This window comes from Eximiradius proteiniborus, assembly GCF_058546985.1.
Map to the genome: position 1 here is coordinate 1,942,623 of NZ_CM178592.1, position 24,635 is coordinate 1,967,257.

Sequence of the window (24,635 nt, forward strand, 5' to 3'; positions counted from 1 at the left end):
TTTATTAATTAAGTAATTTAGAATAATACTTTTGTTATATCGTTAATTTACATTAATCAAAGATGAATTTATGAAACAACTTAATGCTGAATTTATTATCGGTGCGAGCAACGTTGCTCAATTTCCGAAGCTTGCTCTTCCGGAGGTAGCTTTCTGCGGGCGTTCCAACGTTGGGAAATCGTCCCTGCTAAATAGCATTGTTCTGAATAATCGGCTTGCTAAAACAAGCTCCACACCCGGAAAAACAAAAGAAATCAACTTTTTCCTTGTTGATGAAAAATGGGTTTTCGCTGATTTGCCCGGCTTTGGCTATGCTGCTGTTGGCAAAGATTTGCGGCTTAAATGGACTGCTTTGAACTGGCACTATCTCGAAAATAGAGACAATCTTAAACTTGTTTGCGTCCTTGTCGATTCCAGACACGACCCAATGGAGCAAGATTTAGAAACAATTGAGCGACTCGAATTTGCTGGACGTAATTATCTTATCATCCTGACTAAGTGCGACAAAATCAGCAAAAAAGCCGTCGAAGAACGCAAACAGCAACTCGAACATCTTGTCTCGCAGTGCCACTTCGCTGTTGAAGTGCTTCCCTATTCCTCTGTGAAAATGCAAGGTAGGGATGAATTACTCGCAATCTTGAAACGTTATTTAGCTTAAAGGAGTTCCCTATGCTTGATTTCGAAAAAAAATTATTCCATAGCTTAAAAGAAACAATAGAAACAAAACAAAAAACTGCCGAATTATGTAGTTCTGAAATCGAGAAATCCGCTAATCTGCTCGTCGAAACATTACGCAACGGTGGCAAAATTCTAATCTGTGGCAATGGTGGCAGTGCCGCCGATAGCCAGCACATCGCAGCCGAGCTTGTTGTCCGACTGCGCAGTCATATCAATCGTCCTGCTCTTGCAGCAATTGCTCTTACTGTTGATTCTTCCATCCTCACCGCAGGCGGCAACGATATTGGTTTTGATAATATTTTTGCCCGGCAGGTGGAAGCTCTATCTCGCCCGGGCGACTGCCTTATCGCAATCTCTACAAGTGGCAATAGCGAAAATGTGCTTCGTGCTGCAATCGCTGCTCGCAAAATGGGCGTTCGCACTATTGGTCTGCTCGGCAAAGACGGCGGAACAATTAAAAATGAATGCGATTTATCAGTAATTGTCCCTTCTTCCAATACTGCAAGAATTCAGGAAACTCACATATTTATTGCACACTTGTGGTGCGAAGCTATCGAAGAACTTCTTTTTCCCGATTTTTTCCAAACAAAATAAAGGTGTCCTATGCCCATCACTCAAACTGACGAATGGAAAGCCCTTGAAAAACACTATGCTTCAATCAGCAAGCATCATATGCGGGACTTTTTCGCTTCCGATGGCAACCGCTTCGATAAGTATTCAATCAGGCTCAAAGACTTGCTTTTCGACTACTCAAAGAACATTATTACAGATGAAACTATTGAGCTATTGCTCAACCTTGCTTCAGGTGCAAAACTGAAAGACAAAATCGATGCAATGTTTCGCGGCGAAAAAATCAACTTTACTGAAAACCGGGCGGTTTTGCACGTTGCTTTGAGAAACTTCTCCGACGAACCTGTTTATGTTGATGGGCAGGACGTTATGCCGGGCGTCCGAAGTGTGCTTCACCACATTAAAGAATTTTCCGATGCGGTTCGCTCTGGCTCCTGGCTTGGGCTCACAGGAAAACGAATTTCCGACGTCGTCAATATTGGAATAGGTGGCTCAGACTTGGGTCCGGCTATGGTTTCAAATGCACTGAAACCATTCTCGGGAGACGTTCTTCGCGTTCATTATGTTTCTAATGTCGATAGCACCGATATTGTCGAAACATTAAAAAAATTAGATCCTGAAACTACTTTGTTTATTATTGCTTCTAAAACTTTTACAACTCAGGAGACTCTTACAAACGCCAATACAGCAAAAAATTGGTTCTTAAAGCATTGTGGTGCAAAAGAAAAAGACATCGAAAAGCACTTCGTTGCTCTCTCTACAAACGAAAAAGCCTGTGTCGAATTCGGGATTAATCCGAACAATATGTTCCACTTCTGGGACTGGGTTGGCGGTCGCTACTCTCTTTGGTCTGCCATCGGGCTTTCTTGTGCTCTATACGTCGGCTACGACAATTTCGAAAAACTACTTCGCGGAGCATACGAAATCGATTGTCATTTCCGCAACGAACCATTTGAAAAAAACATTCCTGTTTTGATGGCTTTGCTCGGCATCTGGTACAATAACTTTTTCGGTTCCGAAAGCTACGCAATTATTCCTTACGACCAGTATTTGGTTCGCTTCCCCGAATTTTTGCAGCAACTCGATATGGAAAGCAACGGCAAATATATCAATAGTAACGGGCAAAAAGTTTCTTATAAAACAGGTCCGATTATCTGGGGAACAATTGGCACAAACTCACAGCATTCGTTTTTCCAACTCCTGCATCAAGGCACTCGGATGGTGCCGGCAGATTTCATCGCCTCAGTTAATAGCCCAAACGAAATTGGCGAACACCGCCCGATTTTGCTTGCTAATTTCTTCGCTCAAACCGAAGCTTTGATGAAAGGAAAAACCAAAGATGAAGCACTGCTCGAACTACGTCAGCAATTCAATGATGAAAACTTAATTCAAATGCTTCTGCCCCACAAAGTATTCGAAGGTAACCGCCCGACTAACACTATTTTGCTCGATGAACTTAACCCTAATACTCTGGGCAAACTGATTGCTCTCTACGAACATAAAGTTTTTGTTCAAGGTGTTATCTGGAACATCAATTCTTTCGACCAGTGGGGTGTGGAACTCGGCAAGCAGCTTGCTAAAAGAATTTTGCCTGAACTTGCCGGCGATGGCTATGTTTCTTCTCACGATAGTTCCACAAACGGTCTGATAAACCATTATAAAAAAGTTCGCCGATAAATTTGGACGATTTGAAACATTACATAAAAAAACTTGCTAACGATTTCGGTTTCGGACATTGCGGGTTTGCTGCTGCTCGCCCGCTCGATATTGAATTTCAACACTATCTCCATTGGCTCGAGCTTGACTTCGAGGCTGATATGCATTATTTGACCAAGTATCTGGAAAAAAGGAAAAACCCGCTTGAAATTCTGCCAACTGCCAAAACCATAATTGTGCTTGCCCATAGCTACAAAACACCATTCGAATATCCGGCAGCAAGCGAACCTGTTGGATACATTGCCCGATATGCCTGGGGCGACGACTATCACGACGTCTTAAAGGAAAAAGCGTCCTTAATTATGCAAAAATTAAGCGAAAAAGAGGATTTCGAGTATAAAATTTATGTTGATACAGGTCCAGTTCTCGAACGTGCCTGGGCTGTCCGTAGCGGAGTTGGTTGGCAAGGGAAAAACGGCAATATCATTAATTCAGAATTAGGCTCTTATATTTTTCTGTGCGTTGTGCTTGTTTCGCTCGAACTTGAACCCGACACCCCAGCCAAAGACTATTGTGGAACTTGTCAGAGATGCCTGCTTGCCTGCCCAACCGGTGCTATTGTCCAACCTAAAGTTGTTGATGCTCGACGCTGTCTTGCATATTGGAATATCGAAGCAAAACCGGAAGTCACGCCTCCACAGGAAATTTCAGGCAAATTCGGTTCACGCCTTTTCGGTTGCGATATTTGTCAGGAAGTGTGCCCATACAATAAAAAGAATAATTACACACAAGAGACACGATTTTATCCCCGCAATGGAGAAACTGCCCTCAACCTGATTGAAATATTGAGTATGACGCAACAACAATTCTCCGAACGATTTCGCCGTAGCCCAATTAAAAGAAAAAAACTTCAAGGTTTGAAAAAAAATGCCGAAATTTTATTTAAGAATGTTTGATATTTTTGTAAATTTATTTCTCAATTATTCATTAACATTATTTTTTATATGAACAAAACAATCTCGGTTTTTTATAATATTGACAGGACTTACGTTACATTAGTCGAAATGAAAGACGACGGTCTCGAACTTGTCTATTTGAACGCAACCGATAATAGAATCGATTTGGAAAACATCGAATCAGATGAATCGATGCTCGGTATTCAGGAATTGTCCTCGATATTATATGAAATCGGCGATGATTATAACCGCGTCTCAATTACCTTGCCTGCCGATAACGTTTTTGTTAGCAAAATCCCCGGCGACGATGATTTATCTGTGCAGGACATAAAAAAACTCGTGAATTTTGAAATAAGGCAGAATTTCCCACAATTTACTTTCGACGACTTCGCTACTACTGTTGTTCCGCTTGCCCCGATGCTTAACGGAAAAAAAATGCTTCTCTGTGTTATCGTCCCGAACGATATTTTAAGCGCTGCCACTCAACTTCTTAAAGATTTAAATCTTCCGTTTGCCAATAGTATCGATATTAGTCAGATTAATGCTCACAACGCTTTCCGATATAATTATCCTGAACTGTGGGACAAAAACGTTGTGCTTGCAAGCATTCAGAATAAATTTATTGATATTAGTTTAAGCAAAAATGGTATTCCCGGCTACTACAACCTTGCTTCTTTTGCGAGCACCGACCAAATCAGTGAAATTATCGAGAAAGAACTGCAAAAAATCTTAACCGAGGCTGCTGCAACTATTGACGCTGTCTTTTTCTTCGGTGCTAACCTGACAAAAGACAATTTTATGATGTGCTGGGAAACTGCTATGATTTTAGGGCTCGAAGCTAAACGTTTGAACCCATTCCGTATGATGCGCACTCAGCTTTCCGAGCGCGATCGTCAGTATTGCTCCCGCACCTTCCAGATTTACCCGCCTTGCGTTGGCGGAGCGTTGCCTGTTTACCACCAAAGAGTTAAATTGTTCTGATGCGGATTATCAGCGGTATTTACAAAGGTAGAAATATTCCGGGAAAAGTTCCCCAAAATGTGCGTCCCACGCAAGACGCTATGCGCGAAACTATTTTCAACATTATTTCTAATTTTATTGGTTTCGAAGACCTTGTTGTGTGCGATTTGTGTTGTGGCACAGGAGCTATGGCTATCGAAGCATTGAGCCGTGGCGCTTCATTTGCTTATTTTGTAGATATTTCCAAGCAATCGCTCGATTTTGTAAAAAATGTTGTCGAAGCATTCAAAATTGAACGTCAAAAATACCAGATTTCACTTCACCGAGCCGAAAAATTCCTGCTTTCAGACAAAGTCAGTCAAAATATTGATTTGATTTTTGTCGATCCTCCATACAAAAATAATGTGATTAATGATATTGTTTCGAGCGTATCTACGAGCCGGTTTGTTCCTGTTGATGCAATTGTTTCTATCGAATACGGTATTGCAAACACCTTGATTATTCCGGATAATCTCGAAATTATTGCCGAACGACAATATTCCATAAGCAAAGTTACTTTGCTTAAAAAGTCCGCCCGAACGTAATTATGTCTAAAAAACGAATAGAATTATTATTTGTTTGACCTAAATTATTTTTACTAAACAGCAAAAAGTGTTTTTGAAAATAAAAAACGCAGGGTTCCCAATCATTCAAACCCTGCGTTTTAACAAAATCAATTTAATTTCTACCGCTTACTCTCGTATTTCATCAATGTTCCTTGTCTTTCTTTAGCTATTCTATCCCATTCCGGAACAACTGTTCGCAGAAAGTTTTCTTTGTCTTTCCGAGCCTTGTCCATATCGAGCCCAATATATTTCTGAGCTAATTCTTTTGTCGATACATCCGGCAGCTTCACCGGAATTGGCACATTATGCCGGACAAACACAACCTGCAACATTCCGCGGGCTTGTTCAGCACGCTGTATAGACGTACCAAGTATTCTCAAAGCTTCAACCGGGGCGTGAAATCCAACTCCGTTGGCTGCAGCCACCCAATCCCATCTCCATTGAGCACTACGAATTAATTTCAGGATTGGTTCCATTTCTTGCTCTGTCGCACCTGCTTCCCAAGCCTTTTGAGCTTCAATATGAGCTGCTGCAATAGACTTCTCAGCGAGCCGTCGCAACTCCATCACTTTATTTTGCCGCGAAACGACGTCCTCCATCAATTGCTTCTCGCTTTCTCTGTGGCACACCTGGCACGAATTAGCAATATTGGCAAGCGGGCTGCGAACGTGATGGTCTGTGAATTTCGAACCGCCTTCTACCTTGTATGGCATATGGCAGTCTGCACAAGCAACTCCGCGCTGTGCGTGAATACCTGTCATATAAAGTTCGTAATCAGGATGTTGAGCTTTGAGCATTTTTGCTTTGCTCAGCGGATGTATCCAGTCATAATAATTCATCTCGTCGTAATATGCTTCCATCTCTTCTGCCGAAAATCCCTTGTCCCAAGGGAAAGTAAGATAGTTCGTCGGTTTTTGGAAATAATACTCAACGTGGCATTGTGCACAAACAAGCGAACGCATCTCCTGATGTGTAGCATTCTTAATGTCGAATCCTCTGCGGGATAGTGCCTCTGTAAGTGCCGGACGCGTTATCCTTAAATTCATCGTTTTGGGGTCGTGGCAATCTTGGCATCCTATTGGATTTACTACTTCACTCCCGAAATCGGTGAACTTTTTGCTATAAAACTCAGCAACTCCTACTTTCTTCATTAGCCGCGGCACATCTGTGCTTTTGCAAGTCCAGCAAGTTGCCGGCTGCGGGCTCCATTCTATCCCGCCTGTTCTCAATATATTCCGAACGTCAGTTACTGCGTAAGCGTGCCCTCGCCCTTGATTATATTCGCGAGAAAAAGCATATCCCGCCCACATTACCACAAGTTCAGGATACTCTTCTAAGTAGTCTATGTGTGCCGACCCCATATACGGACTTCTGAATGATGTGTCGAGTGTTTTTAAATATGATTCATACTGTCTTGGAAAATTTTCTCCCCACACTTCGTTTCTTGGTTCGTATTCCGGTAGATTTCTTACTAAATCCACCCGTGCAACAGTCTCTGTTCGTCTTTCCATTATCGATGCTGTTAGCATTCCAATAATGAATACAACAATGAATGTGATTGCAAAAAGCAACCAATACACCCAAGGCTTCATTTTTTTTGTAGAATTTTCGCTCATTTGTTCCTCATCTATATTGTGAATTATTCTATTAGTTGCATTAACCAATCAGGTGCAGGTTTCGGCAACGATGGGACAATAGCATTAGGAGTCGATGCCTGGCTTGATACTCGCCCGTGCGGCACTTCCCTGTGGCAATCCCAACATAAATGCCCTTTTCCTTCTTTGTAATTTTTCCCGGTTACCTGCACAGCTGTAACGTGATTTATCTGATTTAAATGGCAACGTATGCAGTTCTCTTGAACAACAGCCTTGCCCGGCTCGTTAATTCTAATAACCTGCGGTTCCATTCTTAGTGTGAAAATCGTTGCGTGACGCCTTCCGTCCGATGCTTTGAAATAATACTTTCGAAGAAAATTATCGTGTGGCACATGGCAATCGTTACAATTTGCCCTTTCGCGATGACTGCTATGCTGCCAGGACGCATACTGCGGATACATTACATGGCAGTTTATACAGGCTCGCGGGTCGTCCGATAAATACGACGTTGCATTCGATATATGAAAAGCAGTTGCCGATAGTCCGGCAAGCACACCCAGACTTATTGCAACTGTAAGTTTCCAGCCTTTTGGAGGCATTAATCTCTTTATCAACTCGAAAAATTTATTCATACCTCACCTTAAATCAGACTTCAAATTCTTATTCCAAGTCTATATAAAAAATTTTTTCCAAAAAAACAAATTATTTTTACACGATTCGTTGACTTTTTTCTCTATATTTAATAATTATAATATTTTATTTTTTCAATTAGATTTTTTTCTGTAACTTTGTATTTTGTAATTGTTGCGGACGTGGCGGAATTGGCAGACGCACTAGACTTAGGATCTAGCGGGGCGACCCGTGAGAGTTCGAGTCTCTCCGTCCGCACTGTTTTTTATTAATAAATAAGGTTGCACAAATTGGAAACTAAATTCAACAAATTGAGCGATACCCTCTTCTCGTTCGAAGTGAGTTTTCCTAAAAGTGAAGTCGATGACAAAATTGAGCAAGAGCTGACCAATCTTCAACGTAACTATCAGATTGAAGGTTTTCGCAAAGGCAAAGTCCCGATGAATCTCATCAAACAACGCTTCGGAAACGAAGTCCTCTATAATATTTGCCTCGACCATACTCAGGACGTTTTCAGCAAATATGTCGAACAGGAAAAACTCGAACTTGTTTCCTCGCCTGTTCTGAAAGATTTCAAAATTGATGAGGAAAACGTTAGTGCTATCCTCGAATTTGAACAACATCCTAAACTCGATTTGATAGATTTCAAAGAATTGACCGTCGATCAGATCGTTTATGTTCCGGATGAACAAGATATTGACTACGTTTTGCATAAGCTTGAACTCGAACTCGGCAAAAAATCAGAAACCGATACAGTTGAAAACTACGATGTCATTATCTATGGCGATTTCCAGTCTGTTGAAAAAGAAACCGGAAAAGTGCTCCAAGATATGCCTAATAACGTGATTTATCTGTTCTCGTATGATTTCCCGGAACAATTCAAACAATTCTTTTTAAATAAAAAAGTTGGCGACCAATTCGAAATTGACTTTGCAGAAGTAGATCCACTTCGCCAAAATGAAATTTTCAAAATTAAAATTAACAAAATTGATAAAATTGAACCTGCTGAACTTACCGAAGATAAAATTGCTGAAATCAGCAACAACAGATTTAATTCTATTGAAGATCTACGCGAAGATATTTCTCTTTTCATTCAAAACCATCTCGACCATTACGAAAATGTAGATTTTGAAAATAACGTTTATAAAAAAATTGTCGAGCAATACAAAGATATTTCAATTCCTCAAAGTCTGCTCAACGAAAGTGTAAAAAATGCTATCGAAATGCACGCTAAAAAACACAACCTGAATCCGGACGAGCTTGCCCAGAACGAGGAATTTCTAACTCCACTCAAGGAAGAAATTCGTCGTCAATATGTCTTCGAAATTGTTTCAGCCGAAATAATCAAGAAAGAGCAGCTTAATTTGGAAGACGAAGACGTTGCCGATTACTTCGAGCAGGTTGGCTTGCCCCGCGAAATGGGTTCACTCGAAGTGCTCAAAAATCTTGATGAAAAACAACGCACTAACCTAATTAATAAGCTTCTTACCGATAAAGTCATCGGATACCTGAAATCAGTTGTTACCACCAACAACGTTGATGCCGACGAAAAAGTGAAGAAAATGATTGTTACTAACCTTTCTTATTATCAGGCTGTTGCTCATAATTTAGCTCATAAGCACGATCATCACCACGATCACGACCACGACCACGAGCACGACCACGAGCATACCGACGAAAAATAATGCAAGTTGAAAAATAAAAAAAGAGGCTGACACACTCAGCCTCTTTTTTATTTCGACCTATTCTTTCCCAAGTTTGCTTTCATAATCGTACGCAGCTTTTCGCAATCTTTCCATTATCGCTATCCCTATTCCCGTTTCGGGAACAGGTTCTGCCACAATGCACTCGACATCGCTTTCTTCTAAAAAGTGCATACCATAGAACAGGTTGACCGCACACTCTTTGAGCGATTTGCTTTCTGTTAATCTAAATACAACTTTATATTCATTATCGTATTGCCCGCTAAACGACAGCAGTCCGGCATTCGATTTGTCTATTGTCTTGCTCACTTTTTCTGATAAAATATAAATTGGCTTCGCAGGACTATAGTGCGATTTTAGCATTCCCGGTGCCGCCAATTTATTTTCGGCATATGTTTCGTCGTATGGTAATATTGATTCAAGGTCTTCGCGGGTAATAAATCCATTTCGCAAAATTACAAAACCTTTTTCGGTGAGCGTAATTATTGTTGATTCAATACCGACTTTCGTTTTCCCGCCGTCGAGAATAAAATCAACCTCGGGAAGATATTTCCTTACGTGCTGTGCAGTCGTGGGGCTGATACGTCCGAACTTGTTTGCACTTGGTGCTGCTATTGGGCAACCCGATTGCCTGATTAGTTCGAGTGCAATTTCTTCTTTGGGCATACGCAGCCCAACTGTGGTTAGCCCCGAAGTAACTATATCAGGAATAATTGATTGCTTCTTCAATACGATTGTAAGCGGTCCAGGCCAAAATTTATCAATAATTTTAAATATTCGTTCATCATCTGCATAAGCATATTTTGCAATATCCTGCTTATCGGCAATATGAACAATCAAAGGGTCGAATGTTGGTCTTTCTTTCAGCTCGAAAATTCGGGCAACAGCCATCGGATTCAAAGCATTCGCCCCAAGCCCATAAACTGTTTCGGTAGGGAAGGCTACAACTTTCCCCTCCCTTATAAATCTCGCCGCTATTTCAATTTCGTCGATTTTCATATCATTTAATCATTTTCAGTAATAACAGATTTATAATTAACGTATTAAAACACTTCTTTGTTTTCTTAAAACATAGTAAAGGCACGTCAATCCGTGCCTCTACAAAAAACAACTTTCTAATTTATCTAAATTTATACTTTTCCTAAGAAAATCACAATTACAGATTAACGGTTGCGTGTATATGACGTTTTGCCGTAGCGTACTCGCGGAGGCAAAATGTGGCGAAGCCAAAGCCGGTACTCCGGCGCAGCATATATACGCAGTGTTAGGTGATGTTGCCCCCCCATTTTATTTTGATATTTTCAATATCTTGATTGCACCTCTTAAAACAAAAATAAATACAAATAATCCGACTACTAAATCTGGAATTTTTGAATTTAGAAATAAGACTAAAACCCCAGCAATTATAACACCAATATTGGCTATTACATCATTTGATGTAAATATCTGACTTGATTTAATGTGTACTTCTTTACTTTTTGATTTATTTAGTATAATTAATGAAGTGGTGTTTGCAATCAAGGCAAGAAACGAAATTGATATCATTATTGTTGGATTGGGAATTTCTTCAAAACCGATGAACCTTCTTAGAACTTCAACAAAGCCCATTATTGCTAATGCTAATTGAAATAAACCACTAATCCGTGCAACTCTTTTTTTAATTAATATTGTACCTGAAATAGCATATAAGCTAAGTCCATAAACAAAAGCATCGGCAAGCATATCTAGTGAATCAGCTACTAATCCGATTGAATTTGCAATTAAGCCAAACAATATTTCTAAAATAAAAAATGATAAATTGATAATCAAAACTATCCATAATAATTTATTATCAACAGTATTGTTGTTCTGGAGTATTTCCCCATTGTATTTTGTTGTTTCAATAATACTTGCCCCAAAATTTAGTGAATCAATAGCAATTTTAATTTCAGTTAATTCACCATCATGTAATATTGTGAGATTCTTATTTGCAAGATCGAATGATAATTGTTTTATTGACAGATTATCTGCTAATTTCATTCTTATTATTTGCTCTTCTGATGGACAATCCATCTCTTTAATATGAAATATTGTTTTATACATAGTATTTTCTCCTTTCTTTTGTCTTTTGGGGGGGCAATTTCACCTAACGGTTTGCGGCTATGCGCCGTTTTAATGGCGTATAGCCGCTGTTAGCGGTAGTGTTATTTATTATTAATCTGCTGCCCATCTATACTCAAAGTCTTCCTGTCCAATTTGTAAGGTTTCATTGAGTTTATTTTTAATCTCTTGTCCACCTGGTATCATTGGTAGCATATTAAAATAATTCCTAATCGCAAAATTAATGCCTGCTAAACATGTCTTTGCTTTAATCCAGTTTTGCGGTGAAAAAACTCTATTTTGTGGTTGTGGCTCATTTGCAGCTGCTTCAAGTGCCATATTTAAACTTATCCCACTTATTTTTACAATCTCGTTTACCATATTAGTTTGACAAGCTTTTTCCCAGCATTTATTCGGATTTGGTACTCTATCAGCAAGATTATTTGCAATTGCAAAACACATTGAAACAGCATATAAATGGTGAAAAGGTGCATAAGCTTTCATTGCAAGCAAAGTTTCATTTAACCCAAGAGGATTTTCTTTACCCCATGTTTTGTTTATTTCTTGCATCCAAAAATTTAGTGCTTGAGCATTTTCTGGTTTATATTCCCTTTTAAATAATTGTTCAAAATATTTATCAAAAATCTTAGTCTCACTATATGAGATATTTGGACGCTGAGAATGCCAAGCGATTAAGTATTTACCTAAATCAGACAAATCCAAAATATATCTTTTGTCTTTATCCGCTGGTGCAGTTTCACCACGCTTAGTTAAGAAATATCCATTTGGATATTTTTGTTCAAATGATTTTTTAAGATTTAGAACGCGCTTGTCATTGCTTCTCAAATCTCTTGGTTTTACAGCACTTTGAGAGTTAGTATTGATACTAATTCTATCTGCTCGCTCTCGCTGAGGAATTTCATAGAATCTGAAAAGAACAAATGTATCTTTTAACTCTTTAACTCTTTCACTACAACTCAATATAGTATTAAGAGATTGACAACCATTCACTACACTTAATCCGTGTATTTCTAAATGATTGTTGTTTAAATCAAATTTATTACAAATTGCAGTAATTCCATTGTGGAAAAAGAAAAAATCACGATGCTTATCACTATAAATTGTTTGACGAATACCTTTGTTCACAGTATTGTTTAATCCTAAACTTTGGCGAACATTTTTTTGAAATAGAGTCCCATCCTTTATTCCTGGAATTGTAATACATTCTTTAAGGGGAATAGCGGCTAACAAAACTTGTGTGCCAGCAATAGTAAGTGGCATAAAATGACTACCAGTTAAATCAATTGTATGGTTTATGGTTGGATTTTCTTGCTCTAATGCAATATCATATCTTCGCCTTATCTCATCTTGGTCAATAACTGAAATAGAACAAACAATGTCATCTTTTTCCGATAATTCGGCCAATTGTTTTTGAAATGTAGCTAAATCTTTTTGAGCTGAACTCGTAAGTTCTGAAGTGGTTATTAATTCAAATGCAATTTCATAATCATCTTCAAGAGCCTTTGCGACTTCTGATAATTTTCGTTTTAATTTTGTGTTGCCAACTTCCTGTAACCTAACTAAATCACGCAATTGAATCCACGATGATAAAACTTCGCGTAATGGCTCGGCGTCAACATATCCATTTCCAATAAACTTACCTTGTATAATAAAAACTGTTGATTTATAGTCATCTATTACAATTGCATCTATTTGCTTGTCATCAGTTCCATCAGTAATATCATCTTTGGTTTCATTTCTATCCCGAAGATGAATATTTCTTAAATACCATGCGACAAATCGCTGACCATCGTTTGGAAAATTTTGTTGATAATAATCTTGTTTGATTTCGTCTTTAATCTTTTCAAATATATTCATAATTATTCCTTATTTGAAATGCGTCTTTCTAACATTACCGCTAACGGTTGCGTGTATATGACGTTTTGCCGTAGCGTACTCGCGGAGGCAAAATGTGGCGAAGCCAAAGCCGGTACTCCGGCGCAGCATATATACGCAGTGTTAGGTGATGTTGCCCCCCCATTTTATTTTGATATTTTCAATATCTTGATTGCACCTCTTAAAACAAAAATAAATACAAATAATCCGACTACTAAATCTGGAATTTTTGAATTTAGAAATAAGACTAAAACCCCAGCAATTATAACACCAATATTGGCTATTACATCATTTGATGTAAATATCTGACTTGATTTAATGTGTACTTCTTTACTTTTTGATTTATTTAGTATAATTAATGAAGTGGTGTTTGCAATCAAGGCAAGAAACGAAATTGATATCATTATTGTTGGATTGGGAATTTCTTCAAAACCGATGAACCTTCTTAGAACTTCAACAAAGCCCATTATTGCTAATGCTAATTGAAATAAACCACTAATCCGTGCAACTCTTTTTTTAATTAATATTGTACCTGAAATAGCATATAAGCTAAGTCCATAAACAAAAGCATCGGCAAGCATATCTAGTGAATCAGCTACTAATCCGATTGAATTTGCAATTAAGCCAAACAATATTTCTAAAATAAAAAATGATAAATTGATAATCAAAACTATCCATAATAATTTATTATCAACAGTATTGTTGTTCTGGAGTATTTCCCCATTGTATTTTGTTGTTTCAATAATACTTGCCCCAAAATTTAGTGAATCAATAGCAATTTTAATTTCAGTTAATTCACCATCATGTAATATTGTGAGATTCTTATTTGCAAGATCGAATGATAATTGTTTTATTGACAGATTATCTGCTAATTTCATTCTTATTATTTGCTCTTCTGATGGACAATCCATCTCTTTAATATGAAATATTGTTTTATACATAGTATTTTCTCCTTTCTTTTGTCTTTTGGGGGGGCAATTTCACCTAACCCAAATATGAACGCAACGACTTCGAGCGCGAAGCGTGGCGCAATCTTCTGATAGCCTTTTCCTTTATCTGACGAACGCGTTCGCGTGTTAGATTGAACTTTTCGCCTATTTCTTCGAGCGTAAGCTGATTGCCGTCCAGCCCGAAATAAAGTTTAATTACTTCGGCTTCGCGTGGGGAAAGTGTTGCCAGCACCTGCTGCACTTCCACCCGTAGCGATTCACGCATAAGCTCCTGATCAGGCGAAGGTTGCGTTTCGTTCGGAAGCACATCCAGCAAGCGATTGTCTTCTCCCTGCACAAACGGAGCATCAACCGACAAATGTCGCCCGGAAATCTTTATCGTTTCGGCAATCTCTGCTACCGACATATTAAGTTCTTCGGCTAACTCTGCCGCAGTCGGCTCGCGCTCAAATTCCTGCTCCAACTCGCTGAATTTTTTCCCGATTTTGTTTAACGCGCCAACACGATTAAGTGGAAGTCTAACGATTCTTGATTGCTCTGCCAATGCCTGCAATATTGATTGCCTTATCCACCAAACAGCATACGAAATAAACTTAAATCCGCGGGTTTCATCGAATCTCTTTGCAGCCTTAATCAACCCTAAATTCCCTTCGTTTATCAAGTCGCCCAGCGACAATCCCTGATTTTGATATTGCTTCGCCACAGACACAACAAATCTCAAATTTGCTTTAACTAACCTTTCCATAGCTAAGTTTGCTTCGGGACCACCTTTTTTTATTATCCTTGCCAGTTCTATTTCTTGCTCAGCAGACAATAGCTCCACTTTCCCGATTTCCTGCAAATACTTATCAAGCGACTGACTTTCTCTGTTTGTGTATTGTTTTGTTATTCTCATAACTATTTGTATTTATTAATAAAGTTTAATATTTTAAATTCAAATAATACTATATAAAAACGAAATAAATTAATAAATATTTTTACTAAATATTTGATTAACAAATATTAATTTACTGTGCTACAAAATTAACATTTCTTATGATGAAAATGAAACGAAAGTTTGCGATACACCTAATGAATTAAAAAAAAGTAATGGAATTAGAAAATTAATTTTATTGAATTTTTTGAATTTACAAATATTTTAGTCGTGGCTAAACGATTAAAGTTTAAAAATATTTTAGTAAATAATTTTTTTATTTTTTCTCAATTAATTAAATTGCACACAAAGAAATCTACAAAATAGACAGGTAGTATATGGTAACAGAATTTGGGATTATTCTTTTATTTCTTATTATAGGTGCTCTTTTTGTTGGTATCAGTATCTTTGCAGCAGCTCTAATCAGACCCCATAATCCAACACCAGAAAAATTAACTACATACGAATCTGGCGAAGAACCTATCGGTAGCCCTTGGGTGCAGTTTAATATACGTTTCTACATTATTGCTCTTGCATTTCTTATCTTCGAAGTTGAATTGGTGTTCTTGTTTCCTTGGGCAGTTGTATTTAAGACTCTGGGCTGGTATGCGTTTATTGCAATGGCGGTCTTTGTGCTTATTCTTATCTTAGGTCTTGCCTACGACTGGGCAAAAGGCTATCTCGAATGGGATAAACCTAAACCATATATTCCAAGATTGAAAGACTTAATTATTACTCGTGAAGATTTGAAGAAACAAAAATAGGTGCTAAAATGGGACTTTTGAATAGATTAGACAATCCTTATGATATTTCTCCGGGCATAGTGCTCGGAACAATGGAAGACCTGCTCAACTGGGGACGTGCTCGCTCGGACTGGTATCTGCAATTCGGGCTTGCTTGCTGCGCTATTGAGTTTATGGCTCTAAATGCTTCGCACTACGACCTTATGCGTTTCGGGTGTATTCCCCGCACTTCTCCACGTCAGGCTGATTTTATTATCATCAGCGGAACTGTTACTCTTAAAATGGCTGAACGTATCAAAAGGCTCTATGAACAAATGGCTGAACCTAAATATGTTCTTGCTATGGGTTCTTGCTCCATTTGTGGTGGTCCCTACTGGAAAGAAGGCTATCACGTGCTCAAAGGAGTTGATAGAATTATTCCGGTTGATGTATATGTTCCGGGATGCCCGCCACGTCCGGAAGCATTTTTCGATGGAATGATTAAACTTCAGGAAAAAATAAATAAACAGAAAATTTTCGAAAAACGAGCCCGCATTGCCGAAGAAGATGCTAAAAATGGTAACAGCAGCAATATTCATCTTCCTCACGGCTGGGAAGAAGTTAAATAATTTTGTAAAAATTTAGCTGATAATAAAATGAACCCAAAAGAAATCTTCGAACTGCTTAAAAAAGAAATTGGCGACGGCGTCTCAGAACTCGTCGAAAAAGAACATCACGACCCGTTTATCGTCGTTTCGGCCGACTCGATTGTCGAAACTTGCCTTGTGCTTCGGGACGACCTAAACACTCTTTTCGATTACCTTGTTAATCTCTCCGGTGTCGATGACAAAGATAAATTTGTTGTTGTCTATCACCTCTACTCTCTGAAGTACAAACACAGAATCGTGCTGAAAGTCTATCTCGATAGAGAAAATCCTCACATTCCGACAGTCGAACGCGTCTGGCGAAGCGCCAATTGGCACGAACGCGAAGCATACGATATGTTCGGGATTGTGTTTGATGGACATTCAGATTTGCGTCGTATCCTCTGCCCTTATGATTGGGAAGGACACCCGCTGAGAAAAGATTACAAAACTCCTGATTATTACAAAGATATTAAAGTTCCATTATAAGATAATTAATTATAATATAAAGGTCCGACTGTGAGCGAGACAAAAACATTTGAAATTGATTTTGGGAAAGTATATTCAGAAAGGATGCGGCTGAATGTTGGTCCGCAGCACCCTTCCACTCACGGCGTTCTTCGCTTGGAAGTTGAACTCGAAGGTGAAGTTGTTACCGAGGTTGTCCCACACATCGGATACCTTCACCGTTGCTTCGAAAAGCACGCTGAAAATGTTACATACCCACAGGTTATTCCATACATAGACCGTATGGACTATATCTCTTCTATGAATAATGAATTCCCATACGTTCTCGGTATGGAAAAACTTCTTGGTATCGAAGTGCCCGAAAAAGTTCAATATATCAGAGTTATTTGTGCCGAACTCAACCGTATTGCTAACCACCAAATTGCAATTGCAACCTTTGGTCTGGATTCCGGTGCATTTACTCCGTTCCTCTATTATTTCCGCGACCGCGAAATGATTATTACTCTCTTCGAGAAACTTAGCGGCGGTCGCTTGCTTTATAACTATTTCTGGATTGGCGGGCTTATGCACGATGTGCATCCGACTTTTGTCGAAGACTGCCTCGAAATAGTTAAACAAGTTCGCAAAACTAACGATGAAGCATTAGACCTTCTGATGTATAACAAGATTTTCATCGAAAGAACTGCCAATATTGGCATTCTCCCCGCAGACGTTGCAATTAATTACGGTTGCTCCGGTCCTGTCCTTCGCGGTTCGGGTGTTCCTTACGACCTGCGAAAAGTGGAACCTTACTCTATCTACGATAAATTCGATTTCGATGTTGTCGTCGGCAAAGGAGAAATGGGCACCGTTGGCGACTGCTGGGACAGAAATATTGTCCGTGTCCGCGAAATCTACGAAAGCTGTAAAATTATAGAGCAAGCAATCCAACAAATGCCAAAAGAACCTTGCGATGTTCGTCAGGCGGTTCCTAAACGTATTAAACCACCAGTTGGGGAATTCTATTGCCGTGCCGAAAATCCAAAAGGCGAACTTGGCTTCTACATTATTAGCGATGGTAGCCCAAAGCCAACGCGCGTGCGTGCTCGTGCTACAAGCTTTGTTAATCTTAGTGTTTTACCCGAAATTTCCAAAGGCTATATGATTGCCGACCTTATCATGATTTTGGGGTCGCTCGATATAGTACTTGGAGAAATTGATAGATAATGAATATTATTAACTAAATATAAAAGTATAATGGAATCGTTAAATTTTGTTTACGATTTACTTGGAAAAAATATTGTAGCTTATATCCTCCTTGCACTGCTTCCAATGGCGTTTCTGCTTCCTTATGCATTGGTTGCAATTCTCGGCGAGTTGAAAATTTCTGCGTGGATTCAAGAACGCTTGGGTCCTATGCGCACCGGCTGGAAAGGTGTTTTGCAACCTATTGCAGAAGTTGTTAAACTTCTGCAGAAAGAGGATATTACTCCCGCGGCTGTCAATAAACCTTTGTTTAATTTAGCTCCTTTTGTAATGTTTGCCGGAGCTTATGCTGCTTATGCAGTTATTCCGTTCAGTTCGAAATTCGTTCCGGTCAATATCAATATCGGATTGTTCTACGTTTTTGCAATTAGTGCCTTCGGTGTAATTGCAATAGTTATGGGCGGCTGGGCTTCGAACAATAAATATTCGTTGCTTGGTGCTATGCGTGCTGCTGCTCAGATGATTAGCTACGAAATTCCTATCGCTGTTGCTATTCTGGCTATTGCTACTCTCGCTGGTTCGCTCGATATGCAGGAAATTATATACCAGCAAGGTGGCGGTTTTTGGAACTGGAACATTTTCGGTGGTCCTGGCGCTATTACTAAAATTTGGGTTATTCCCTTTACTGTTACACTTTTCCTGATTTACTTTATTGGTTCGCTTGCCGAAACTAATCGCGTTCCTTTCGATATTCCCGAAGGTGAATCAGAAATCGTTGCCGGCTACCATACTGAATATAGCGGTATGAAATTCGCTATGTTCTTCTTTGCTGAATACTCAAATATGTTCATAGTTTCTGCTATCATTACTATTCTGTTCCTTGGCGGCTGGCAATCTCCTTTCGGCGACTTCCTGAATGGTCCTGTTTGGCAGGCTTTCTGGTTTGTTAGCAAAGCTATGCTATTTGTGTTCTTGCAAATCTGGCTTCGCTGGACTCTCCCACGCCTGCGCGTAGACCAACTGATGTATGTTACGTGGAAAGTTATGTTGCCTATCGCTTTTGTCGCATTTTTTGCAGTTGCTCTCTGGGCAATGATAAAATAGATTGTTTTCTTTTACTGAGGTAAAAAATGGAATATTTCAAAAATATATTTCACGCTCTCTATACGATTTTTGTCGGTATGAAAATAACTGGGTTGCACCTTTTCGAAAAAAAGGTTACTATGCAATATCCCGATTTGGTTCATCCTATTCGCGATGGGCTTCTTCCTCCTACTGAACGAAATCGTATAGCAGTTGATATGGATAGATGCAACGGGTGTGGTTCGTGTGCTCGCGCCTGCCCTGTTGATGCTATCGATGTCGAAATGGTTCGCGTTGTACCGGGCGACGAAGTGCCTCTGTTCTACGATGGCACTCCTATTAAAACCTGGGTTACCAAATACACAATAGATTTTGCGAAATGCTGTTTCTGCGGGCTGTGCATCGAAGCTTGCCCAACCGAGGCTAATAGAATGACTGCAGAATTTGAATATTCTGAATATCAACGCGATAAATTAATCTACCATTTCGAGCGGCTCACTCCCGAAGAAGCTGAGGAAAAGAAACGCAAGTGGGATGCGTATCAGGCTGAAAAGAAAAAAGCTGATGCCGCTGCTAAAAGTCAGAAAAATGAAACTGGTAATTAATCACAATTAAGATAAATTAATATGCTATTTGATTTTGTATTCTATATGTTCGCCGTTATTGTGATTGTTTCAGCAATGGGTGTTGTTTTCTCGAAGAAAATGATGTATTCGGCTTTCTCATTGCTGTTTACTTTCTTCGGTATGGCGGGTTTGTATGTTCTGCTCAGTGCAGACTTCGTTGCCGTTACCCAGATTATGGTTTATGTCGGTGGTATCCTCGTTCTCATCGTTTTTGGTGTGATGCTCACAAGCAAAATCACCGGCGTGGACATCAAAACCGGAACTATCGGGAAAATTCAACTTACTGTCGGTGCAATTACTTCTGTGATTGTTGCCATTATTTTGCTCTTCACTTATTTGAATGTTGAATGGATGACCTCGCAGTTCCAGATTGAAGTATCGACAACTACACACTTTATTGGTTTTGGATTATTCACTGAATATTTGTTGCCATTCTTTGTTGCAGCGATTTTGCTATTGGTCGCTTTCATCGGTGCAGCAAAAATTGCCAGAAGAAAATAGGAGGCTTGCGATGGAAATTGGACTAACTCACTACCTGGTTGTAAGTGCTTTGCTTTTCTCGCTCGGCGTTTTTGGTATCGTAACCCGAAAAAATTCCATCCTTGTCCTGATGGGATTAGAACTAATTCTAAATTCTGCTAACCTGAACTTTATTGCTTTCTCTAAGTTCAAAGGATTAAACATCGAAGGGCATATCGCTACTTTGTTTGTTATTGTATTGGCTGCTGCCGAAGTTGCCGTTGCACTTGCAATTATTCTCAATATTTATCAAAATTACCATCACATTGATGTTGATGAGATAAATAAACTTAAAGAGTAGTTTCAGTATTGAAGTTAAATAATAGTATATAATTATGACACACGAAACATTGCTACAAATATCATCAATAATCTTGCTGCTACCGCTCGCAGGATTCACCGGAATCATATTTTTTCAGAAAAAATTAGGTAGAGCAGCGGGATACATCGGTTCGTCAATCTTGGGAATTAATTTGCTCCTGTCCTTGCTTGTTGCATACCAGAAATTGGCTTTCTTTGGCGATGCCGGTATGCTCCAATGGAAATTCGATTGGCTCAATCTTGGCTCCCACTCGATTACCATTGGAATTGGATTAGACAACCTTGCAGCAATTATGCTGATTGTTGTTAATTTAATTAGCTTCCTTGTTCACGTGTTCTCGCTCGAATATATGCGCGAGGATATCCGTTTCCCGAGATTTTACGCGTATTTAGGGCTATTTACTTTTTCAATGCTCGGAATTGTAATCGCCAATAACTTCTTAAATATGTATATTTTTTGGGAACTCGTTGGAATTAGTTCCTACTTGTTGATTGGCTTCTGGTACGAAAAAGATAGTGCTGCCAACGCAAGCAAAAAAGCATTTATTACAAATCGCGTTGGTGATTTTGGCTTTTTTGCCGGTATAATGATTCTTTTCTTCACCTACGGAAGCTTTATGTTCGACGATATATTTTCCCATATCGGCGAAGGACACATCCCGTTCGATAGCGGAACAATGCTCACTCTTGCCGGCATTCTGCTCTTTATGGGTGCTATCGGCAAGTCTGCTCAATTCCCATTACACGTCTGGTTGCCCGACGCTATGGAGGGTCCAACACCGGTTTCTGCATTGATTCACGCTGCAACTATGGTTGCCGCCGGTGTTTATCTTACTGCTCGTATTTTCCCAATGCTAACAGCCGACGCTTTGCTTTTTGTTGCATATATTGGTGCTATTACCGCTTTCATCGCTGCAACAATTGCTATTACTCAAACAGACTTCAAGCGTATTCTCGCTTATTCAACTGTTAGTCAGCTCGGCTATATGATTATGGCTATCGGTGTTGGTGCTTATTCCTATGGTTTCTTCCATCTGGTTACTCACGCTTGGTTCAAAGCTTGCTTGTTCCTTGCAAGTGGTTCGGTTATTCACGCTATGCACCACTCTATGCACCATGCTGGCGAACATCATATGGACCCACAGGATATTCGAAATATGGGCGGTCTGCGTAAAACTATGCCTATTACCTACTTTACTTTCTTGTTCTCGACTATCGCAATTGCTGGGGTGCCTTTTACCTCTGGTTTTTTAAGCAAAGACGGTATCCTGGCAGGGACTATGGCATTCGGTCAACTCTCAGGTCATTGGTTTATTGCTTTCTCGGGCTTTGCCTCCGCTGCTATGACTGCTTTCTATATGTTCCGTCTGCTTATTTCAGCTTTCCACGGACAACCCAAAACTCATATCGCCGCTCATACTCACGAAAACAATAGACTTATCACCGTTCCTTTGATTGTTCTCTCAATACTTACTTTCTGGTTCTTCTATTCCTTCAATCCTTTCGATGGTGGTAGCGGCTGGTTCTACCAAAAAATAAAAACACCTGCAACAGTTGTCCAAGCTGAACATCAATGGGGATTTTTCGTCCCTTACGAAAGCAGCCATTCTCATTCAACTGCTTGCTGTGGCGAACCTACCGCAACTTCTGGAAATGAACTACACCATAATCATCAGAAAGATGCCCATCACGCTTTAAATAAATACGAAGAAGCTCTCCATCACGCTCACCTCCCCGCAATGATAATTTCACTTATTGTTGCCGGACTTGGTATCTTTCTTTCATTCTCTTTCTACCAATTCAAAATATTCAATCCTGACGGAGTAGCTGAATTAATTAAACCTTTTTATCTGCTTTCCTACAACAAATGGTACTTCGACGAAATTTATGATGCTTCTGTTGTTTGGGGAACAACTACATTTGCTAAAATACTTGCTCTATTCGATTTATATATTATCGATGGAATTGTCAATTTGGTTGGCTGGTTCACTAAACTTGTTGGTCACTTCATCGGTTGGTTCGATTTGTATGTTATTGACGGATTTGTAAATCTCACAGCTAATGTTACTGCTTTCTTTGGATTGGTATTTAGAAAATTCCAAACTGGAAGAATTCAAGCATATATCGTTATGACAATTATTTTTGCTATGGTATTGCTTTATTATGTTTTATAATTTGAATAGTATGTAAAAAATAAATTTAATCCGGAGGATTAATGTTCACTATTTTCGGAATAGGTCCGCTTACATTTATTACATTTCTACCTTTGCTTGGAATGTTGATTCTTCTTGCTATTCCATCAGGCAAAGACGAAAAATCAAAAGAAACATCTATTAATCTGTTACGCTGGGTTACTGTTGGAATTACCTTTATCCAATTAGTTGTTGCTCTGCTGATTTATGCTAATTTCCGAACAGATTTAGTCGGAGTAAACGACCCGAACAGTTTCCAGTTCGTCGAAAAAGTTAAGTGGATTAGCGTGAAAGGTTTGCCACTTTTCGGAGACTTGAATATCGAATACTTTATCGGCATCGATGGCTTGAGCGCTCCGATGGTGTTGCTTACTGCACTTATTTGCTTTGTTGCAACTTTCTCCTCCTGGAGCATCAAGAAAGCCCATAAAGGTTACTTTATGATGTATCTTCTGCTCGATTTGGGTATGATGGGCGTTTTCGTTGCTCTGGATTTCTTCCTTTTCTACGTTTTCTGGGAACTTATGCTCCTGCCGATGTATTTCTTAATCGGTATCTGGGGTGGTCCACGCAAAGAATATGCAGCCATTAAGTTCTTTATCTATACTTTGTTTGGCTCGGTCTTTATGCTTTTGGTAATGATTGGGCTGTATTTCTCGGTTGGTTCGTTCAACCTGCTTGATATGATGAACCCGGCAAACTTCAAGCCCGGTGAAATTTTCTCTGGTTTCCAGACTACCTGGAGGCTTGTTGCTTTTGTTGCATTATTCGTAGGTTTTGCTATCAAAGTGCCTACCGTTCCGTTCCACACTTGGTTGCCGGATGCTCACGTTGAAGCACCAACGCCTATTTCAGTTATTCTGGCTGGAGTGTTGCTGAAAATGGGAACTTATGGTATGCTTCGCATCGCTTGGCCTATTTTCCCCGAAGCAGTTGCTTATTTCAATAACTATATTGCATTCATCGGTATGGTGAGCATCATTTATGGTGCATTGTGTGCTTTGGGACAACATAAAGTTGGAAAACGCGACTTGAAAAAACTTATCGCTTATTCCTCCGTTTCTCATATGGGTTACGTTATGCTCGGTATCTCCGCTCTCAACTCTAATGGGCTTACGGGCGCAATATTCCAGATGTTCAACCACGGCACCATCACTGCTATGCTCTTTATGATTGTGGGCGTCATTTACGACCGTGCCCACACCCGTGGCCTCGACGAATTCGGTGGGCTTGCTAACAAAATGCCTGTTTACACCGGAATTATGGCGATTGCTTTCTTTGCCGCTATTGGTTTGCCCGGACTAAGCGGATTTATCAGCGAAGCTCTCGTTTTCCTCGGTGCTTTTGCTACTTATCCGGTTCTTACAGTTATTTCCGCTCTCGGTGTTGTCCTTGGCGCTGCTTATATGCTCTGGGCTCTCCAAAGAATGTTCTTCGGCAAATTGCCTGAACGTTGGAGCGGACCTTGGGACCCAACCGGCAAAGAATACAAGCACGACGACATCAAAGGTATAGAGCTTGCCGCTCTTGTTCCTCTTGCTATCGTTGTGATCTATCTCGGTGTGTTCCCCGGCGCTGTTGTTAATTTGATGACTTCATCGGTTAATCACCTTGTTGAAATTGTTAAAATCGGTGGTCAGTTCGCCGGTATGTAATTTTTCGTTTGAGTAATAATAATTAAGAC

24 protein-coding genes and 1 tRNA gene are annotated in these 24,635 nt (G+C 39.6%); 18 read left to right on the plus strand and 7 right to left on the minus strand.

The window, feature by feature from the left end; genetic code table 11:
* Positions 1 to 70 precede the first annotated feature (70 nt).
* The 6 genes from yihA to rsmD are packed head-to-tail and all read left to right on the plus strand — an operon-like array spanning position 71 to position 5,404.
* Positions 71 to 658 carry a ribosome biogenesis GTP-binding protein YihA/YsxC gene (yihA, locus tag ACY2LT_RS08010; RefSeq protein ID WP_491815016.1) on the plus strand — a complete coding sequence of 196 codons (588 nt, stop codon included), beginning with the start codon at positions 71 to 73 and terminating at the stop codon, positions 656 to 658.
* Positions 659 to 669: 11 nt separating this feature from the next.
* Entirely contained in the window at positions 670 to 1,272 is a 603-nt protein-coding gene (locus ACY2LT_RS08015) for a D-sedoheptulose-7-phosphate isomerase (protein ID WP_491815017.1), read from the plus strand.
* Between the two features lie 9 nt (positions 1,273 to 1,281).
* Positions 1,282 to 2,925, plus strand: a complete 1,644-nt coding sequence (gene pgi, locus ACY2LT_RS08020) for a glucose-6-phosphate isomerase (RefSeq protein WP_491815019.1) — start codon at positions 1,282 to 1,284, stop codon at positions 2,923 to 2,925.
* Between the two features lie 2 nt (positions 2,926 to 2,927).
* Positions 2,928 to 3,860, plus strand: a complete 933-nt coding sequence (queG, locus tag ACY2LT_RS08025) for a tRNA epoxyqueuosine(34) reductase QueG (protein ID WP_491815020.1) — start codon at positions 2,928 to 2,930, stop codon at positions 3,858 to 3,860.
* A gap of 48 nt (positions 3,861 to 3,908) precedes the next feature.
* A complete protein-coding gene (locus tag ACY2LT_RS08030; protein WP_491815022.1) occupies positions 3,909 to 4,841 on the plus strand; it encodes a hypothetical protein in 933 nt (310 codons plus the stop codon).
* Entirely contained in the window at positions 4,841 to 5,404 is a 564-nt protein-coding gene (rsmD, locus tag ACY2LT_RS08035; protein WP_491815023.1) for a 16S rRNA (guanine(966)-N(2))-methyltransferase RsmD, read from the plus strand. The genes ACY2LT_RS08030 and rsmD overlap by 1 nt, the downstream gene beginning before the upstream one ends.
* A 140-nt stretch (positions 5,405 to 5,544) precedes the next feature.
* Here rsmD and nrfA read toward each other — a convergent pair whose 3' ends face one another.
* Both nrfA and nrfH read right to left on the minus strand, forming a co-directional pair.
* Positions 5,545 to 7,041: an ammonia-forming cytochrome c nitrite reductase gene (gene nrfA, locus ACY2LT_RS08040; RefSeq protein WP_491815024.1), complete on the minus strand. Its 1,497-nt coding sequence runs from the start codon at positions 7,039 to 7,041 to the stop codon at positions 5,545 to 5,547.
* A gap of 23 nt (positions 7,042 to 7,064) precedes the next feature.
* Positions 7,065 to 7,652 carry a cytochrome c nitrite reductase small subunit gene (gene nrfH / locus ACY2LT_RS08045; protein ID WP_491815025.1) on the minus strand — a complete coding sequence of 196 codons (588 nt, stop codon included), beginning with the start codon at positions 7,650 to 7,652 and terminating at the stop codon, positions 7,065 to 7,067.
* A 174-nt stretch (positions 7,653 to 7,826) separates the two neighbouring features.
* Between nrfH and ACY2LT_RS08050 the strand changes: the two genes are divergently transcribed.
* Both ACY2LT_RS08050 and tig read left to right on the plus strand, forming a co-directional pair.
* Positions 7,827 to 7,908, plus strand: a tRNA-Leu gene (locus ACY2LT_RS08050).
* 32 nt (positions 7,909 to 7,940) lie between these two features.
* Complete coding sequence (tig, locus tag ACY2LT_RS08055) at positions 7,941 to 9,335, plus strand: trigger factor (RefSeq protein ID WP_491815026.1); 1,395 nt, start codon at positions 7,941 to 7,943, stop codon at positions 9,333 to 9,335.
* A gap of 57 nt (positions 9,336 to 9,392) precedes the next feature.
* Here the strand turns inward: tig and ACY2LT_RS08060 are convergent, their stop codons facing one another.
* The 5 genes from ACY2LT_RS08060 to ACY2LT_RS08080 all read right to left on the minus strand — a co-directional run bounded on the left by ACY2LT_RS08060 (position 9,393) and on the right by ACY2LT_RS08080 (position 15,173).
* Positions 9,393 to 10,352 carry an L-threonylcarbamoyladenylate synthase gene (locus ACY2LT_RS08060; RefSeq protein WP_491815027.1) on the minus strand — a complete coding sequence of 320 codons (960 nt, stop codon included), beginning with the start codon at positions 10,350 to 10,352 and terminating at the stop codon, positions 9,393 to 9,395.
* Between the two features lie 288 nt (positions 10,353 to 10,640).
* Positions 10,641 to 11,435 carry a cation efflux transmembrane domain-containing protein gene (locus ACY2LT_RS08065; protein ID WP_491815028.1) on the minus strand — a complete coding sequence of 265 codons (795 nt, stop codon included), beginning with the start codon at positions 11,433 to 11,435 and terminating at the stop codon, positions 10,641 to 10,643.
* A 111-nt stretch (positions 11,436 to 11,546) separates the two neighbouring features.
* Entirely contained in the window at positions 11,547 to 13,310 is a 1,764-nt protein-coding gene (locus ACY2LT_RS08070; protein WP_491815030.1) for an AIPR family protein, read from the minus strand.
* Between the two features lie 164 nt (positions 13,311 to 13,474).
* The gene (locus tag ACY2LT_RS08075; RefSeq protein WP_491815028.1) at positions 13,475 to 14,269 is read right to left on the minus strand and encodes a cation efflux transmembrane domain-containing protein; all 795 of its coding nucleotides are present in this window, start codon (positions 14,267 to 14,269) and stop codon (positions 13,475 to 13,477) included.
* Positions 14,270 to 14,312: 43 nt separating this feature from the next.
* Complete coding sequence (locus ACY2LT_RS08080) at positions 14,313 to 15,173, minus strand: sigma-70 family RNA polymerase sigma factor (protein ID WP_491815032.1); 861 nt, start codon at positions 15,171 to 15,173, stop codon at positions 14,313 to 14,315.
* 356 nt (positions 15,174 to 15,529) lie between these two features.
* On the opposite strand from ACY2LT_RS08080, the gene ACY2LT_RS08085 reads away from it, so the two are divergent.
* The 10 genes from ACY2LT_RS08085 to ACY2LT_RS08130 are packed head-to-tail and all read left to right on the plus strand — an operon-like array spanning position 15,530 to position 24,606.
* A complete protein-coding gene (locus ACY2LT_RS08085; protein WP_491815033.1) occupies positions 15,530 to 15,955 on the plus strand; it encodes an NADH-quinone oxidoreductase subunit A in 426 nt (141 codons plus the stop codon).
* Positions 15,956 to 15,963: 8 nt separating this feature from the next.
* Positions 15,964 to 16,542, plus strand: coding sequence for an NADH-quinone oxidoreductase subunit B (locus ACY2LT_RS08090; protein WP_491815034.1), 579 nt, complete (start codon positions 15,964 to 15,966; stop codon positions 16,540 to 16,542).
* A gap of 27 nt (positions 16,543 to 16,569) precedes the next feature.
* The gene (locus tag ACY2LT_RS08095; protein ID WP_491815035.1) at positions 16,570 to 17,046 is read left to right on the plus strand and encodes an NADH-quinone oxidoreductase subunit C; all 477 of its coding nucleotides are present in this window, start codon (positions 16,570 to 16,572) and stop codon (positions 17,044 to 17,046) included.
* A gap of 30 nt (positions 17,047 to 17,076) precedes the next feature.
* Positions 17,077 to 18,231, plus strand: a complete 1,155-nt coding sequence (locus ACY2LT_RS08100; RefSeq protein WP_491815036.1) for an NADH-quinone oxidoreductase subunit D — start codon at positions 17,077 to 17,079, stop codon at positions 18,229 to 18,231.
* Positions 18,232 to 18,261: 30 nt separating this feature from the next.
* Positions 18,262 to 19,314, plus strand: coding sequence for an NADH-quinone oxidoreductase subunit NuoH (gene nuoH / locus ACY2LT_RS08105; RefSeq protein WP_491815037.1), 1,053 nt, complete (start codon positions 18,262 to 18,264; stop codon positions 19,312 to 19,314).
* 26 nt (positions 19,315 to 19,340) lie between these two features.
* Entirely contained in the window at positions 19,341 to 19,898 is a 558-nt protein-coding gene (locus tag ACY2LT_RS08110; RefSeq protein ID WP_491815038.1) for a NuoI/complex I 23 kDa subunit family protein, read from the plus strand.
* A 45-nt stretch (positions 19,899 to 19,943) separates the two neighbouring features.
* Positions 19,944 to 20,420, plus strand: coding sequence for an NADH-quinone oxidoreductase subunit J family protein (locus tag ACY2LT_RS08115; RefSeq protein WP_491815040.1), 477 nt, complete (start codon positions 19,944 to 19,946; stop codon positions 20,418 to 20,420).
* Between the two features lie 10 nt (positions 20,421 to 20,430).
* Positions 20,431 to 20,739 (plus strand): NADH-quinone oxidoreductase subunit NuoK, encoded by a 309-nt coding sequence (gene nuoK / locus ACY2LT_RS08120; protein WP_491815041.1) that lies wholly within the window; start codon positions 20,431 to 20,433, stop codon positions 20,737 to 20,739.
* Positions 20,740 to 20,773: 34 nt separating this feature from the next.
* Positions 20,774 to 22,933 (plus strand): NADH-quinone oxidoreductase subunit L, encoded by a 2,160-nt coding sequence (nuoL, locus tag ACY2LT_RS08125; protein WP_491815042.1) that lies wholly within the window; start codon positions 20,774 to 20,776, stop codon positions 22,931 to 22,933.
* 41 nt (positions 22,934 to 22,974) lie between these two features.
* A complete protein-coding gene (locus ACY2LT_RS08130) occupies positions 22,975 to 24,606 on the plus strand; it encodes a complex I subunit 4 family protein (RefSeq protein ID WP_491815043.1) in 1,632 nt (543 codons plus the stop codon).
* The last annotated feature ends 29 nt before the right edge of the window (positions 24,607 to 24,635 follow it).